The sequence below is a fragment of the Kaistia soli DSM 19436 genome, from assembly GCF_900129325.1.
Taxonomy (GTDB): Bacteria; Pseudomonadota; Alphaproteobacteria; order Rhizobiales; family Kaistiaceae; genus Kaistia; species Kaistia soli.
The window spans coordinates 378330-392965 of the sequence record NZ_FQUP01000004.1; the positions used below are offsets into that span (position 1 = coordinate 378330).

The following is a 14636-nucleotide window of genomic DNA, read 5'->3' on the forward strand; positions in this document are numbered from 1 at the left end:
CCACTTTTCCAAGGGGCTTTCCCATGCATATCCTGATCATCGGAGCCGCCGGCATGGTCGGCCGCAAGCTCACCGAGCGCCTCGTGGCCGATGGCGGGCTCGGTGGCCAGCCGGTCGATCGCCTGACGCTCGCCGATGTCGTCGAGCCCGCCTCCCCGGCAGGCTTTACCGGCGCCGTTTCGACACGAATCGCCGATCTCTCGACGCCCGGCACGGCCGAAGGTCTGATCGCCGACCGCCCCGACGTCATCTTTCATCTCGCCGCGATCGTTTCGGGCGAGGCGGAACTCGATTTCGACAAGGGCTATCGGATCAATCTGGATGGAACGCGCTACCTCTTCGATGCCGTCCGTCTCGAAAGCGTAAAGGCGCCATACAAGCCGCGCCTCGTCTTTACCTCGTCGATTGCCGTCTTCGGCGCGCCCTTCCCGGCGACGATACCGGACGAATTCTTCACCACGCCGCTGACCAGCTATGGCACTCAGAAGGCGATCGGCGAACTGCTCTTGTCCGATTATACCCGCCGCGGCTTCTTCGACGGCGTCGGCATCCGCCTGCCGACCATCTGCATTCGCCCCGGCAAGCCCAACAAGGCAGCGTCCGGCTTCTTCTCCAATATCCTGCGCGAACCCCTCGTCGGTCTCGAAGCCGTGCTGCCGGTTGCCGAGACCGTGCGCCACTGGTTCGCCTCGCCGCGTGCCGCCGTCGGCTTCCTGCTGCATGCCGCCACGATCGATGGCGCGTCGATCGGCCCGCGCCGCAACCTCTCCATGCCTGGCCTGTCGGCCACGGTCGGGCAAGAGATCGAAGCGCTGCGCCGGGTCGCGGGCGACCGCGCGGTAGCGCTCATTCGCCGCGAGCCCGACCCTGCCATCGTCCGCATCGTCGATGGCTGGGCTCCCGATTTCGAGCCGAAGCGCGCGATTTCGCTCGGCTTCCAGGCAGATGCCTCGTTCGACGCTATCATCAAGGCCCATATCGACGATGAACTCGGCGGCAAGATCGCCGTCTGACGACAAGGGCAGAACAGCGATGACCAATCATCCCTTCTCGCTCGCGGGCCGCGTCGCTGTCGTTACTGGTGGCGGCAGCGGCATCGGGCTGGCAAGCGCAGTAGCGATGGCACAGGCGGGCGCCCGCGTCGCGCTGCTCGATCGCGCGCCCAACAAGGCCGATGCGCTCGTTCTTTGCGGGAATTCCGCTTTCGGCGTGACGGCCGATGTCGCCGACGAAGCAGAGCTCGAGGCTGCATTCGATGCGGTGATCGCCGAGGCTGGCCGGATCGACATCCTCGTCAACAGCGCCGGCCTCGCCATCCGCAGACCGGCGCTGGAGCTTTCGATCGCCGATTGGGACAAGGTCGTCGCCGTCAACATGACCGGCACCTTCCTCGCCTGCCGGATCGCCGCGCGCCACATGATCGCCGGCGGTCGCGGCGGGGCGATCGTCAACGTTTCGTCGATCATGGGCTTTTCGGGCGGCGGGCTTTACCCGAACATCTCCTACCAGACGACAAAGGGCGCCATCGTCAACATGACGCGCGCGCTCGCCATCGAATGGGCAGGCCTCGGCATTCGCGTCAATGCGGTGGCGCCGACCTATGTCCGCACGCCTTTCATCGCGCCTTTGACATCCGACCCCGTCCTTGTCGGCAGGATCGAGGCGATGACGCCAATGGGACGCCTTGCGGAACCGGAAGAAGTCGCTGCCGCGATCCTTTTCATGGCGAGTCCAGGCGCATCGATGATCACGGGACATACGCTGCCGGTCGATGGCGGCTTCCTTGCACAATGACGCGCATTTCGGAGAGAATCGCCATGTCTGAATCGGGAAAGATCGCGCTCGTCACAGGCGCCGGCTCTGGCATCGGACGGGCAGTAGCCCTCGCTCTATCCGCAGCCGGCTATCACCTGGCCGTCACCGGCAGGCGAGAGGAGCCACTGCAAGCGCTTGCCAGGGAGACCGTCGGCGAGGTGCTGGTCGTACCGGCGGATCTCACCGATCCCGTCTCGGTCTCAACGCTCTTCGACGCCGTGAAGAACCACTTTGGCCGGCTTGACGTGCTCTTCAACAATGCCGGCGTCAACGCGCCGCCGGTCAATATCGAGGACCTGCCCTTCGAGCAGTGGAAAGCGGTCATCGACACCAATGTCACGGGCGTCTTTCTCTGCACGCAGGCGGCCTTCCGCATCATGAAGGACCAGAGCCCGCGCGGCGGCAGGATCATCAACAACGGCTCGATTTCTTCGTCCAAGCCCCGGCCGAACTCCGCGCCTTATACGGCCTCGAAGCACGCCGTGCTCGGCCTCACCCGATCGACGGCGCTGGACGGCCGCAAATACGACATTGCCTGCGGCCAGATCGACATCGGCAATACCGAGACGCCCATGGCCGCCAAGATGAAGAGCGGCGTCCTGCAGCCCGATCTCTCCATCAAGGTCGAGCCGACCTTCGATGTCGCGCATGTCGCAAACGCGGTGGTCCACATGGCCGGACTGCCGCTCGACACCAACATCCTCGAAATGACCATCATGGCGACGAAGATGCCGCTGGTCGGCCGCGGCTGATCATCGCCGCCGCAGCGCCTCGACCTGCTCCGGCGTCAGCGGCCGAGTCTTGTGGCCGTCGAGCAGGAGATGGAGCTTCGCCGTCTCCTCGAGTTCCTCGGTCGCGTACTGCGCCTCGCGCAGCGTCGCGCCCGAAACGACCGGTCCGTGATTGGCGAGCAGCACCGCGCTATGCGCCTTGGCCTGCTCACCGACCGCAATGGCGAGGCTTTCATCGCCCGGCGGATAATAAGGAACGAGCGGCAGCGATCCCACGCGCATGATGTAATAGGCCGTCAGGGGCGGCAGGACGTCGCTCGGATCGACATCGGCGAGAATGCTGACCGCGACCGAATAGGTCGAATGCAGGTGCACGACGGCGCCCGCTTTAGGCCGCTCGCAATACATGCAGCGATGGAGGAAGGCCTCCTTGGTCGGGGCATCGCCCCCGACATGAACGCCCTCCGCCGTGAACCGCGACAGGCGGGCCGGATCGAGATCACCGAGGGAGGCATTGGTCGGCGTCATCAGCATCTCGCCGCTCGGCAGGCGCGCGCTGATATTGCCGGTCGACCCGAATGTCAGCCCTCGATTGAAGATGGAAGCGCCGATCCGGCAGATCTCGTCGCGCAGGCGCGTCTCGTCGGAGATCGTTGCGGTCGTCATGAGAGGAGCGTCCAGGCCTTGAGGAAGAAATCGTCTGTGCCGAAATTACCCGATTTGAGGGCGAGCGCGACCGGCGCCTCGTCGCCGAGGCTCAGCGTCCACGGGACGCCCGGGTCGATCTCGGGCCCGATCATGAGTGCCTTGACGTCAAGCGCCTGAACGACGGCGCCCGACGTCTCGCCGCCGGCGACGAGAAACCGCGTATAGCCGCGGTCGCGCAGTGCGGTCGCAACCTCCGCGAAGAGGTGCTCCACGATCGAGCCGGCGCGCTCGCGGCCGAGCTTCTCCTGGGCGTCCGCTACGGCTGCCGGATCTGCGCTTGCATAGACCAGCGCCGGCCCCTCGCCCGCCGCCTGGATGAAAGCGAGAACCTCGGCAGGCGTCTCCGAGCCATCGGCAATGGCAAGCGGGTCGATCTTGCGGGCAGGCAATCCGGCGGCGATAGCGGCAGCAACCTGACGGCGCGTCGCGGCTGAGCAGGAACCGGCGAGTATCACCGGTCGACCGGCGGGCGTCGCAAGACGCGCGGGGGCACCGCGCCCTCCGATGAGGCCGGCCCGGCGGAAATTCTCCGGCAGGCCGATCGCGATGCCCGACCCGCCCGTGATCAACTTCATGTCCGACGCGGCTTCGCCGATCGCCCGCAAATCGTCATTTTCGATTGCATCGACGATCAACATCCGCGGCCCGTCGGATGCGGCAGCGGCGAAGCTCGACCGGATCGCCTGGGGGCCTTCCGACACCACGTCGCGGGCGACGAGGCCGACCGGGACTTTCGTCTGCGCCTGCAGCACACGAACCAGATTGGCGTCGCGCATCGGCGTCAGCGGGTGATCCTTCATCGGGCTGTCTGAGAGCAGCAGGTCGCCGACGAAGAGATGGCCGCGATAGACGGTCCGCTTGTTGGCAGGAAAAGCGGGACAGGCGATCGTGACCTCCGCCCCCAGCAGTTCCATCAGCGCTTCGCTTACCGGACCGATATTGCCCTCGGGCGTTGAATCGAATGTCGAGCAGTACTTGAAGATGAGCTGCCTTGCGCCGCCGGCGAGTAGCCAATGCGCCGCTTCCAGCGAAAGCGACACCGCCTCTGCGGCCGGAATCGTACGCGATTTCAGCGCGACGACGACCGCCTCGGCATCGCCGGTATCGAAGCCCGACGGCGGCGTGCCCACGACCTGCACGGTCTTCATGCCCTCGCGGGCCAGCATCAGCGCGAGATCCGTCGCGCCGGTCAGATCATCGGCGATCGCGCCAAGCAGCATCTCGTTCCTCTCCTCGCCTCAGGCGGTCTCTCCGGCTTCGATTTCGTAGCCGGTGTTGATGATTGCGGTGTCAGCAGGCCGATCCGGACGCGCGACCAGCGCCTCCGCCGCCAGCTTGCCGATCAGGAAGCGGTTCGAGCGGACCGTGGAGAGCCGGAGCGGCAGGGCAGCGCCGATCTCCAGTCCGTTGAAGCCGAACAGGCCGATGTCGTGTCGTGGAACCAGCCCGGCCGCGAGGCAGTGGAAATAGCCGCCGACCGCCATGTCATCATTGGAGAACACCACAACATCGGGCCGCTCGCCCGTGGCCAGCACGCCGGCAAGCGTTTCGCGACCGGCGAGCGTGGAGCTTGGACCGGCGATGCGCCGCTCAGCGACGAGAGCAAGGCCCTGGGCAGCGAGTTCTTCCGTCAAGCCCTCGAAACGCAGCCGGGCGCGATGGTCACTGTCCCAGTCATGGCCGACATAGCCGAAGCGCCGGTAGCCGCGTGACAGCAGATAGCGGGCGATGTCGCGCCCCGCGCTCCGATGCGACAGGCCAACCGCGACATCGATCGGCGTCGCGTCAATATCCATGATTTCGGCAACGCGAATCCGGCTCGCCGCCAGCATGCGCCGCGTCGCCTCCGTATGTTCGAAGCCTGCGAGAATGATCGCCGCCGGTTGCCAGGCCAAAAGCGAGCGGACCGCCCGCTCCTCCTCGTCCGCATCATATCCGGTCACACCGACCACGGGCTGATAGCCGGCAGGCGCCAGCGCCTCGTGGATGCCGCGCAGAACGTCGGCGAAGACGATGTTGGTTACCGATGGCAGCACGACGCCGACCAACATCGAGTCCGCCGAGGCGAGCGCGCCGGCAAGGCGGTTCGGCACATAGCCGGTCTCGGCGACGGCATGGAGCACGCGCTCGCGCGTCTTGTCCGAGATCGGGCCCTTGTTGCGGATGACGCGCGAGACGGTGATCTCGCTCACGCCGGAAAGCCGCGCCACGTCGGCGAGGACGGGCAGCGCGCGCTGCGGCGGAGCATCCCTTCCAGCTGACATCTGCACCTCTCCATAGTGACGATGACAGCGCTAACACAAAACGATTGCAGGATGCTAGAGGCTATGGCATTCAGGAATGACAGCGCTGTCATTAATTGAACCTGGAGACCTCCATGACGGGAAATCCGCGCAATGTTGCCGTGGTCGGCCTAGGCTCGATGGGCCTCGGCATGGCCCGTTCGCTTATCCGCGCGGGCTTCGATGTCTCCGGGTGCGACCTCTCGGAAACAGCGCGGTCCGCGCTGGCAGGTGCTGGCGGACGCGCTGCGGCGACGCCAGGTCTGGCTGCAAAAGGCGCCGCCGCCGCAGTGATCGTGGTGGTCAACGCGGCCCAGACTGAAGCCGTGCTTTTCGGAGAGGATGGGGTCGCTGCCGCGCTGGCACCGGGAGCGGTGATCGTCTCGTCCGCCACCATGGCGCCCGGCGAAGCTAAGCGCTTTGCCGCCCTGGCCGAAGCGGCCGGCCTGCTCTATCTCGACGCGCCGATCAGCGGTGGAGCCACCAAGGCTGGAAGCGGCGAACTGACCGTGATGGCCTCTGGCGCTCCGGACGCCTTCCGCGCCGCGCGGCCGGTTCTTGATGCCATTGCCGCGCGTGTCCATGAACTCGGACCGGATGTCGGGATCGGCTCCTCGTTCAAGATCGTCAATCAGCTCCTTGCCGGCGTTCATATCGCAGCCGCGTGCGAGGCGATGGTGTTCGCGAAGAGCCTCGATCTTGATCTGGCGCGCGTCTTCGAGGTGATCACGCAATCCGCCGGCACGAGCTGGATGTTCGAGAACCGCGTGCCCCACATCCTTGAAGGCGACTACAGCCCCCGCAGTGCCGTCTCGATCTTCACCAAGGATCTTGGCATCGTCTCGGATATCGGCCGGGGCCAAAACTTCCCGTTGCCGATCGCCAGCGCAGCGCTGCAGCTCTTCCTCGCCACGGCCGCCGCCGGCATGGCACGTGACGATGACGCCTCCGTCGCGCGCCTCTATGCCCAAATCACCGGACTCGAACTCCCTGCCCCGACGGAGGAAACCGCCTGATGCCGCGCTTCGCCGCAAACCTGACGATGATGTTCAACGAGCACGCCTTTCTCGACCGGTTCGAAGCAGCGGCCAATGCGGGCTTTGATGCCGTCGAGTTCCTCTTTCCCTATGACTTTCCGGCCGAGGCGATCGGCGAAAAGCTGTCGGCCAACGGTCTCTCGGTGGTTCTTTTCAACCTGCCGCCGGGCGACTGGTCGAAGGGAGAGCGAGGTCTCGCCGCCCTCGAGGGCCGGCAGGCTGAATTCCGCGCGAGCGTCGAGACCGCCCTCTCCTATGCGAGGATCCTGGGCGTGCCGCGGCTTCACATGATGGCCGGCATTGCCGAACGGACGGACGTCGCGGCCGCCGCGCGCTACCGCGAGGCGCTCGCCCATGCGGCCGACGCGGCCGGCGAGAACGGGCTCGACCTGCTGATCGAGCCGCTCAATCCGCGCGACATGTCGGGCTATTTTCTGAATGACTTCGACCAGGCTGCCGAGCTGATCGCCGCGCTGGATCGCCCCAACCTCAAGCTGCAATTCGACATCTACCACCGCCAGATCCTGCATGGTGACATGCTGAAGGGCCTGGAAAGACTGATGCCGATCACCGGCCATATCCAGACGGCCTCGGTTCCGGGACGCAACGAGCCGGGCACCGGGGAACTGGACGATTTCCGAATCTTCGCCGCGCTCGACGAGCTCGGCTATGCCGGCCATATCGGCTGCGAGTACCGGCCACTTTGCGACACAGTTGCGGGACTGGGCTGGCGCGAGCGGCTCCAAGGGTCATGACGTCATCGCAGATCATGTCCGGCGACAACTCCGATGGGGAGCCGGTCATACAGGCAGTCGCCATCTGACAACGGCCGCGATCCTTCGACAGGGCGAAGACCGCGTTCGAAGTGAGATTCAATAGATATGTAAGCTATGTGGGAACTTGGTGGAGCCGAGGGGAGCCTATCCCTTGTGGATCAAAACCGCAGGAATGGCCTAACTCCTTGCGTTTCAGCCCGTCCGTGGGGTACGCACTTGGGGTACGCAGGCGGGTGCGCAGGGCATTGAATGGGCAGATCATCGGACGCGGACCGTCGTCATCTGGAGCAGCACCACGGGCAATGGCGCGTCGTGGTGGCGGTCCCGCGCGGCCTCCACAGGCAGCTTGGCACGAAGCTGAAGCGGTCCCTTCAAACGGACAGCCTTGCCGTCGCGAACCGGCTCAAATGGCCCGTGGTCGCCGAACTGAAGGCTTTCATCAGCAATGCCGGTGACGACAGCGGCAAGAGCAAGCTGTTGCAGGAGGCCGTGGAAATGGCTCGGCTGCGGCGCCTCGCTCGGGACGACCACGACATCGAGACAATCGATCTCGGGATCGAACTGCGAGCGGAGGAGATCGCGGGCGCGCCGGTCGGCATCGAAACGGACCCTGATACCGGGCGCGAAGAACCTGCTTTCGATCCCGCGCGCTCGCGGGTGGCTGGCCACTATATGGCCGTGGCAAGAGGCGAAGCGACGCCGCTTGACCTGCATCATGCGGCCTACAAGGCGTCCATGTCCGTCAAGGCGAGGACGCTTGCTGACGACGACCGGGCGCTCGACTATCTGACCCAGTGGTGCCGCGCGAACCATCTGCGCCCCGCTGTTGAGGCCATCACGCCGAAGCTTGCCGGGCGCTTCATGGACGAACTGGCGGGCATGACCAAGGGCGTGTCGCCTGTCACCCTCAACAAGTATCTCCGCCGACTATCGCGGTACTGGCAGTGGATGGAGAAGCGGCACTATGCGGCTTCGAACGTTTGGCACGGCAAGACGCTGGAAGAGCCGACGAGCAGGGGCGGCGAGGAGGAGCGGCCCTTCACGGATGCGGAGATGCTTATGCTGTTGGACGGGCCTGCCTCGCCGGTCATGGCAGACTTGATGCGGATCGGCGCACTGACGGGCGCGCGCCTTGATGCCATCGTTTGCCTCTCGGTTGGCGAATGCTCGGACGGTTACTTCCGCTTCAAGCCGCAGAAGAGGGAGAAGGAGGCACGCGCCTGTCCAATCCATCCTGCACTGCTCCGAATCATCGCGCGCCGGACTGAGGGGAAGGACCATTCCGACCCGCTCTTTCCAGAGTGGCCGGGGCCGAAGAAGGCGGGATCCATGCGCGAGAGGTCCTTCAAGGCCTCGAACCAGTTCACCGACTATCGACGGCAAGTTGGCGTTGACGAGGTGATTCCCGGCAAGCGCCGCTCGCTCGTGAACTTCCATTCGTTCCGCCGATGGTTCATCACCAAGGCCGAGCAAGCAGGCCAGCCTGAGCACATCATCGCGTCTGTCGTCGGTCACAAGCGGCAAGGCATGACGCTTGGGCGGTACTCCTCGGGACCGCTGTTCGAACAGGCTCGGCAGTGTGTGGAGGCCGTCAGCCTGCCGACGAGGGAGAGCCTGAGCGGCGCTGCGAGGGGCTTGAAGGAGGTTGCGCGGAGGGGTTAGCCTCCCGCTTCCTAGCAGCAGAAAGACAGGGGATGTCGCCGGCAGAGTATCTACTGGAAATAGTGGCTCCTACCGTCCGGGATGCCAGCGACGACCGAAGATCGCGGCGCAAAGCCTATCTGGCCTGCATCGCAGTCTACCATCTCATCGACTATTTAGCGGTGGACGCAGCAGAAGAGGGGGCCACCGGACGCCGACGCAGGGAGGCTATAGAAGTCAGGCTGAAGGCGCACGCCGAAACTGCCTTGCACGTTGTTCGCGGCGTCACGAATGGCGTCAAGCACTCTGTGCTGGAACGTCCTCACGTCATCCCCTTTGGTCCAGGGCAGGATTACTGGCGTCCGCCTGCCCGCGCGGGTGAGATGGAGTGCGGTGTCTCGCAGTTAGGCGACTTGACCGGAGGGCGACAATTCGAGGACGGCAATCGGCAGTTCGATATCTATTGGGAGACGCGTAGGTTGCTCGTCGCAATGATCGAACTTTACCCGGGCCATCTTCCAAGCTGCGACATTGGGGACTGGTAGGCCTGCTGGAGGTTCGAGCGGAGCGACCGACCAAGGCGCCCGGTTCTCCAATCCCATGACCGAGCTCAACCTGATCTCGAAGGACTTCCAAGGCGCCACCGTACGGGCCGTGAACCATCCCGAACACGGCGAGCTGCTGATGGCGCTCGATACGCTCCGCGCGGCGGGCTACGACCCGAAGAACAATGGATCCCTGCCGGCCCTGAACAGCCTTAAGGTGCCGACCGAGACGCGCGTCCACGTTCCCAAGTCTAACCTGCTTGTTGAGCAGGGTAGCCCATTCCCCAATCGCGGCGCCCTGTTCCTCACCCGCGCAGGCGTCAACTTCGTGCTGATGGCATCTGACAAGCCGAAGGCGCAGGAGTTTCGTCAGTGGCTGGCCGGTGATGTGGTCAACGCCATCGCGGACACCGGGGGCTACCTCCTGAACGAGGCCGCCCGTGACACTGCGAAGGCCGACACCCGCACCTCGGTGCCCCTTCCGACCGAGATCGCCGGCACCTACGCGGCGCTGATCGCCGAGAAGAAGGCCCGCATCGCGGGCGCCTTGTTTCTCCTTGGGGATTGACTATCGGAACCGGTCGTGGACAGGCGGTTCTTCCGTTTGGGCACGGCCAATCAAACAGGCGACTGCGGACCCAGTTCCCTTCGGATGCCGATTTCTAGGACGGGTGCCTGTCGATAGCGCCAGTCTTTCGCGATAACTCAAAAATAAAACAACATACTTACTTGATCAGATGTGAGTCAATTTCTAGAAGCAGCACGGATTAACTCAACCTGTCCCTTTGCATATCTTTCGACAATCGCAATGGCCTCGCCGCATGCTTCACGAATCTCTTCTGGGCTCGGAGTATCTTCGTAGTATGTCCCATGAGATAAGTTGTTTATCAGCACGCTTTTGATGATAACTCCCTCTTCGCCCGCCAGAAACCCGACATACTCGCTTAGTTGACCGCACTTGTCGGGATGACAGAAACGCCCCACAGCCTCCAAGACAGACCTTATCGAGTTCCCAGTTGTATGATCGGGTTCCCGACCGATGGAGACATCAAAAACCTCCTTAAGGTGCTGTTCAAATGGCGCGGCGTATTTTGCATAGGGAAATATCTTGTGCTCTCCGTCTTCCTTAGACAAAAAGAACGCCGACCCCTTCCTAATAACACCATTTGTTATACAAATATTGTAAAAATAGCTGCTATGCGTGAAGATCAATAGATCTGCCGATCCATTCCTCGATTTATCGGCCGGATTGATCGAGATCATTCCGTTCCCATCTATGCTAATATTCTTGAGCGTTTGAGCAATAGAGAATATGAAGTCATATGACATAGATGTAATTGGATCATCAAAAACAAAGAAAAGCTTCAAATAATCAGAAGATGATCGAACTTTCTTATGGGCACAAGCTATGAAATAGCAGAACGCAATTGCAGTCTTCTCGCCGTCGCTCAGTGTCCGGGCAGCCCCCCGGGCCATGCTTCTGCTCTCTCGCTTTAGGACGAAGTTTTCTCGATCAAACGCGTATTTCTTGCCGAACAAGTTCGAAATTAGCATTTCAAATGTCTGAGCGACGCGCTGTTTTGCGCTCGCAGAGAGTTGCGATTTCAGCAGATCGGCCAGTTCGCTCTCAATTCCAAACAATTCCAAGGAAGCAATATGGATAGCCGATATTGCAAGCCAATTTGCGTGCGTGAACTCGGTTACAAAGGCCTGGCAGGCTTCACGCTGCAGCCTGAGCCGCTCGTTGTCAGATGCCTCGACGGCAAAAAACAATTTTTGAAAAGCTGCGTTCGTTTCAAGCACCTCGTAGTGTAGATCACCAAGGTGTTGCTCAATAGATCTATCCGGCAATGCCACCGCAGCCGATGGCGATTTCCCTTTGGCTTCTACAGCTTCCTGGTATTGCATGAGCACACGGTCGAGTCGGCCCGCCGAACCGATTACATCGGGCAACGGCGCGTCTCGCTGAGAAGGAATATGCTTCCGCAAAGCCTCGTACTTCGAGGTTGCTCTAGCCACATCGCCCAACAGGGCCTGAATCGCTGTTCGCACAGCTTTGATTCCAACCCAGGCTTCTCGAAGCTCAGCCTTGTGACGCCCCTCTGCATCAGCAAAGTAGGCGAGATAGAGCTCGATATGTTCCTTCGCGGGCGGGTGGGCCACGCTCTGCCTACAGAATGGACAACGCTCGTCGCCGGCTGCAGCCAGCGCTTCCAGCCCGACCTGAAAGAATTCAGGCGCCTGCGCTAGATGTTGTTTTATCTCGTCAGATATCGTCGATGGCGACGTGATTTTAGCCAATAGTTCGGCAATCTTATGGGTATCCTCTGTCCTAAAGGAAATGTCGCCAATTTTAGAGGGATGATCCGGATCGGATGGCAGAGCCTTGAGTGAATCTAGATCTCCAATGATAGTCTTCAAAGAACGATCTGGGAGAGCTGGCTGTTGGGCGTGATCGACACATCTCGCAATTGTTACGTCGAGAAATTCTCTCAGTCTACGGTTTACCTTAGCCCGATCCACGAGTTCGCTGTCTCTCTGAGCATTCATAGATCGCTGAAGAGTAGTCCATGCCTCTGATATTTGGCTCTCTTTGGCGGATCGCCGTTTCTCAAGGGCTTTTGTGTCTATAAGTTGATGATCGAGTATTATTTCGGTTTCAATATTACCGTCTATCTCGAACTGACGCTGCCGAAGCTCGCTGTTGACGAATTCGTCCGAAAAAACGTGAAATATTCGGCCGTGCGCGTCGGCCTTCACTTGTGCTGCGCGCAGATTGAGAGACAAGGACGCAACCCGACTATCCCCCCTTGTCAGCAAAAACGAGCCTTCACTATCGCTTGCCTCCTCCGAAACAAGGTTAAACGCAGCATCAGAAATATCTTGTCCTTGACCAAAAAGATCAATGTAACGCAGAGCTCGAGTCAAGAACGACTTTCCTGTGCCGTTCCTAGCATAAATCAAATTCTGAGCGTTCTGACTTAGGGACGCTTCAAGCTTGGTCACTGGGCCTAAAGCACGCACGGATAGTTTTAGCCCCGTCTGAGCAGCCATCGGAGTTCCTGGTTGGAATGCTGGAGCAAAAGAAGAGCATATGTTCGTGATTCTGGCGAGTGGTGCGACACGCCCACAATTATCGGTCGCGCAAAAATAAGGTGGCATCGAATCCTGCCAAGCCTCAACAACTCATTGGCGACGTCTCATGCACGTTATATCGAAAACTGGGCGGCGCTTCCTCAACGGCAGCACTTTGAAATCGTGATGGATGACACCTGCTTTCCCGCGCCTCCGTGCTAGTATTGCAGCCATCTTTCGTCACGCTGTACGAGGAGGCGGAAGTTGGGGTCGCCGCATAGACGGATCACTTCAACCAAGGTCAGCGCAGTCCAGGATTGGTAGCCTTGAGGTCATGATGATGGGGGCCGTTTAGTTAGTCGGAAAAATCTGTGCGCCCGCCTCGATAGGAGACGAAGCGACTTCCCCCCTGGTACCCCGGCCTGCGCTCGCAATGACCGCATGCGCGCGCTCACGCGCATAATGCACACCTAGGCGCCGGAACAGGCACGCCCGACGCGCTCGTGCTCAACTTGCCTCGGCCCTGCCGCTGGAGAGGAGCTGCTCAGCGCCGCCTTCATCCGCCGCTATCATGATGGCCGGGAAGGCCCTCGACCAAAAGTCCAAGGCGTCTTCGCGTAGCATCGTTTCGTATTCTCCTAGAACATGGTTCGTACCGCTCACAGCAATAGCGATGGGCTGCATCATCTCCATGGCCACGTCCATCAGATGAAAGAGTTCATTGTAGCGAGGCTTGGTTTTTGGAGGCACGAGGAGCAAGTGGGCCGTTAGTTTGTCGCGATACTCCTTCAGAGTTGTCACAGCATGTCTGCTCTTGCTGGACCGTCTGAATGCGGCCCACCTGCGAGTTGCCTTTGACAGGGCCTCATGAACCTCCGTGGCGGGAAAGCCAGCGCGTGCAGCCAAGGCCGATGAGCATCGCCTTTGCTTCAACAGCCTCACCATCACGGCCAAGGATGCCACGTCCGAACGATTGTGCCTTCTCGCAACCGTCTCTCCCCGGCTGGCGCGAGGCGCTTGGGGATCGAACAGCTTCGCCAGGGAGATGACTAGGTCGACCAACAGCCCATTCTGGATGGTGCGCAGCGTCGATGGGCCATAGATGGCCGCTCCCTTGGCCGACACCGCGCTCTCGTTGAGCACCTCCATCACTGCTTCTGCATGCAGGGCCAGCTTGGTCTGCTCCATCAACAGCGGGAACATATGGTCGACCTTCTCGATGGCCTCTTGCTTGGAGAGCGTCTTCTTGATCGGCACAGTTTTAGTAGCCCCTGAAGGTACTCTGTCAGGATACCAAGCGATGGCTCAACGCCCAATAGGGCAGGGTCTAGCGGACGTGTCCGCCGCATTCGCCAATCTCGTCCAATAGGATGGTATTGACATTTCGGACGCGCGGTGACTCAATGGCTTGGAACCTATTGGACACTTTGGAGCCGTCCCATGCTTATCGGATACGCCCGCACTTCGACCACGGAACAGGAAGCGGGCCTTCAGGCTCAGCAGCGCGACCTTGGAGCTGCCGGCTGTGAGAAGGTCTATGCCGAGCACGTCTCTTCTGTGGCACCTCGGGCGCAGCTTAAGCTGGCCGTCGAGTTCGTCCGGGAGGGGGACACGTTGGTGGTCACCAAGGTGGACCGCTTGGCGCGCTCGACGGTCGGCCTCTGGGACATCGTGCGGGAGCTTGATGCGAAGGGCGTGGGGCTCCGGGTGCTGAACCTTGGCGGGGAGACCGTGGACACCCGCAGCGCCACCGGCCGGCTCATCCTGAACATCTTCGCGGGGTTCGCTCAGTTCGAGCGTGAGATGATGCTAGAGCGCCAACGCGAGGGCATCGCCAAGGCGAAGAGCGAGGGGAAATATAAGGGCCGGAAGCCCACAGCGAGGGCCAAGGCTGATGACGTTCGGGCGCTGCATCGCGAGGGCAAGACGCCGACTGAGATCGCAAAGGCACTCGGCATTGGTCGGGGGAGCGTTTATCGGGCGCTTGAGACCCCAGCGGCGGGGGCGCCATCGTAAGGCGCGCGAG

The 14636-nt window shown here is 61.7% G+C and carries 13 protein-coding genes; 8 read left to right on the forward strand and 5 right to left on the reverse strand.

Annotation, left to right across the window (positions count from 1 at the left end):
- Positions 1 to 23: 23 nt before the first annotated feature.
- From denD to BUB39_RS18500, 3 genes are read left to right on the forward strand one after another with little or no spacing between them, the layout of a single operon-like run.
- On the forward strand, positions 24 to 1013 hold the full coding sequence (gene denD / locus BUB39_RS18490; RefSeq protein WP_073056395.1) for a D-erythronate dehydrogenase: 990 nt from the start codon (positions 24 to 26) through the stop codon (positions 1011 to 1013).
- A gap of 19 nt (positions 1014 to 1032) precedes the next feature.
- Entirely contained in the window at positions 1033 to 1794 is a 762-nt protein-coding gene (locus tag BUB39_RS18495) for an SDR family NAD(P)-dependent oxidoreductase (RefSeq protein ID WP_073056397.1), read from the forward strand.
- Positions 1795 to 1817: 23 nt separating this feature from the next.
- On the forward strand, positions 1818 to 2567 hold the full coding sequence (locus BUB39_RS18500; protein ID WP_073056399.1) for an SDR family oxidoreductase: 750 nt from the start codon (positions 1818 to 1820) through the stop codon (positions 2565 to 2567).
- On the opposite strand, the gene otnC is transcribed toward BUB39_RS18500, so the two are convergent.
- From otnC to BUB39_RS18515, 3 genes are read right to left on the reverse strand one after another with little or no spacing between them, the layout of a single operon-like run.
- Positions 2568 to 3212, reverse strand: a complete 645-nt coding sequence (gene otnC, locus BUB39_RS18505; RefSeq protein ID WP_073056401.1) for a 3-oxo-tetronate 4-phosphate decarboxylase — start codon at positions 3210 to 3212, stop codon at positions 2568 to 2570.
- On the reverse strand, positions 3209 to 4474 hold the full coding sequence (gene otnK / locus BUB39_RS18510; protein WP_073056405.1) for a 3-oxo-tetronate kinase: 1266 nt from the start codon (positions 4472 to 4474) through the stop codon (positions 3209 to 3211). Before otnK ends, otnC begins: the two co-directional genes overlap by 4 nt.
- 18 nt (positions 4475 to 4492) lie before the next feature.
- The gene (locus tag BUB39_RS18515; protein WP_073056407.1) at positions 4493 to 5518 is read right to left on the reverse strand and encodes a LacI family DNA-binding transcriptional regulator; all 1026 of its coding nucleotides are present in this window, start codon (positions 5516 to 5518) and stop codon (positions 4493 to 4495) included.
- Positions 5519 to 5631: 113 nt separating this feature from the next.
- Here BUB39_RS18515 and ltnD point away from each other — a divergent pair, with 113 nt between their 5' ends.
- From ltnD to BUB39_RS18540, 4 genes are all read left to right on the forward strand, one after another.
- Positions 5632 to 6552 (forward strand): L-threonate dehydrogenase, encoded by a 921-nt coding sequence (gene ltnD, locus BUB39_RS18520; RefSeq protein WP_073056409.1) that lies wholly within the window; start codon positions 5632 to 5634, stop codon positions 6550 to 6552.
- Positions 6552 to 7328 carry a 2-oxo-tetronate isomerase gene (gene otnI / locus BUB39_RS18525; RefSeq protein ID WP_073056412.1) on the forward strand — a complete coding sequence of 259 codons (777 nt, stop codon included), beginning with the start codon at positions 6552 to 6554 and terminating at the stop codon, positions 7326 to 7328. Before ltnD ends, otnI begins: the two co-directional genes overlap by 1 nt.
- 270 nt (positions 7329 to 7598) lie before the next feature.
- The gene (locus BUB39_RS18530; protein ID WP_073056415.1) at positions 7599 to 9011 is read left to right on the forward strand and encodes a site-specific integrase; all 1413 of its coding nucleotides are present in this window, start codon (positions 7599 to 7601) and stop codon (positions 9009 to 9011) included.
- A 579-nt stretch (positions 9012 to 9590) separates the two neighbouring features.
- Entirely contained in the window at positions 9591 to 10103 is a 513-nt protein-coding gene (locus BUB39_RS18540) for a BRO family protein (RefSeq protein WP_073056419.1), read from the forward strand.
- A gap of 176 nt (positions 10104 to 10279) precedes the next feature.
- On the opposite strand, the gene BUB39_RS18545 is transcribed toward BUB39_RS18540, so the two are convergent.
- Complete coding sequence (locus BUB39_RS18545; protein WP_073056422.1) at positions 10280 to 12589, reverse strand: AAA family ATPase; 2310 nt, start codon at positions 12587 to 12589, stop codon at positions 10280 to 10282.
- 528 nt (positions 12590 to 13117) lie between these two features.
- On the reverse strand, positions 13118 to 13867 hold the full coding sequence (locus BUB39_RS18550) for an AbiU2 domain-containing protein (protein ID WP_073056424.1): 750 nt from the start codon (positions 13865 to 13867) through the stop codon (positions 13118 to 13120).
- 183 nt (positions 13868 to 14050) lie between these two features.
- Between BUB39_RS18550 and BUB39_RS18555 the strand changes: the two genes are divergently transcribed.
- On the forward strand, positions 14051 to 14626 hold the full coding sequence (locus BUB39_RS18555) for a recombinase family protein (protein ID WP_073056426.1): 576 nt from the start codon (positions 14051 to 14053) through the stop codon (positions 14624 to 14626).
- Positions 14627 to 14636 lie beyond the last annotated feature (10 nt).

What these genes read in the sequence shown, in the direction of transcription:
- denD (WP_073056395.1), top strand. Translation starts at nt 24, where the DNA reads ATGCATATCCTGATCATCGGAGCCGCCGGCATGGTCGGCCGCAAGCTC.
- BUB39_RS18495 (WP_073056397.1), top strand. Translation starts at nt 1,033, where the DNA reads ATGACCAATCATCCCTTCTCGCTCGCGGGCCGCGTCGCTGTCGTTACT.
- BUB39_RS18500 (WP_073056399.1), top strand. Translation starts at nt 1,818, where the DNA reads ATGTCTGAATCGGGAAAGATCGCGCTCGTCACAGGCGCCGGCTCTGGC.
- otnC (WP_073056401.1), bottom strand. Translation starts at nt 3,212, where the DNA reads ATGACGACCGCAACGATCTCCGACGAGACGCGCCTGCGCGACGAGATC.
- otnK (WP_073056405.1), bottom strand. Translation starts at nt 4,474, where the DNA reads ATGCTGCTTGGCGCGATCGCCGATGATCTGACCGGCGCGACGGATCTC.
- BUB39_RS18515 (WP_073056407.1), bottom strand. Translation starts at nt 5,518, where the DNA reads ATGTCAGCTGGAAGGGATGCTCCGCCGCAGCGCGCGCTGCCCGTCCTC.
- ltnD (WP_073056409.1), top strand. Translation starts at nt 5,632, where the DNA reads ATGACGGGAAATCCGCGCAATGTTGCCGTGGTCGGCCTAGGCTCGATG.
- otnI (WP_073056412.1), top strand. Translation starts at nt 6,552, where the DNA reads ATGCCGCGCTTCGCCGCAAACCTGACGATGATGTTCAACGAGCACGCC.
- BUB39_RS18530 (WP_073056415.1), top strand. Translation starts at nt 7,599, where the DNA reads ATGGGCAGATCATCGGACGCGGACCGTCGTCATCTGGAGCAGCACCAC.
- BUB39_RS18540 (WP_073056419.1), top strand. Translation starts at nt 9,591, where the DNA reads ATGACCGAGCTCAACCTGATCTCGAAGGACTTCCAAGGCGCCACCGTA.
- BUB39_RS18545 (WP_073056422.1), bottom strand. Translation starts at nt 12,589, where the DNA reads ATGGCTGCTCAGACGGGGCTAAAACTATCCGTGCGTGCTTTAGGCCCA.
- BUB39_RS18555 (WP_073056426.1), top strand. Translation starts at nt 14,051, where the DNA reads ATGCTTATCGGATACGCCCGCACTTCGACCACGGAACAGGAAGCGGGC.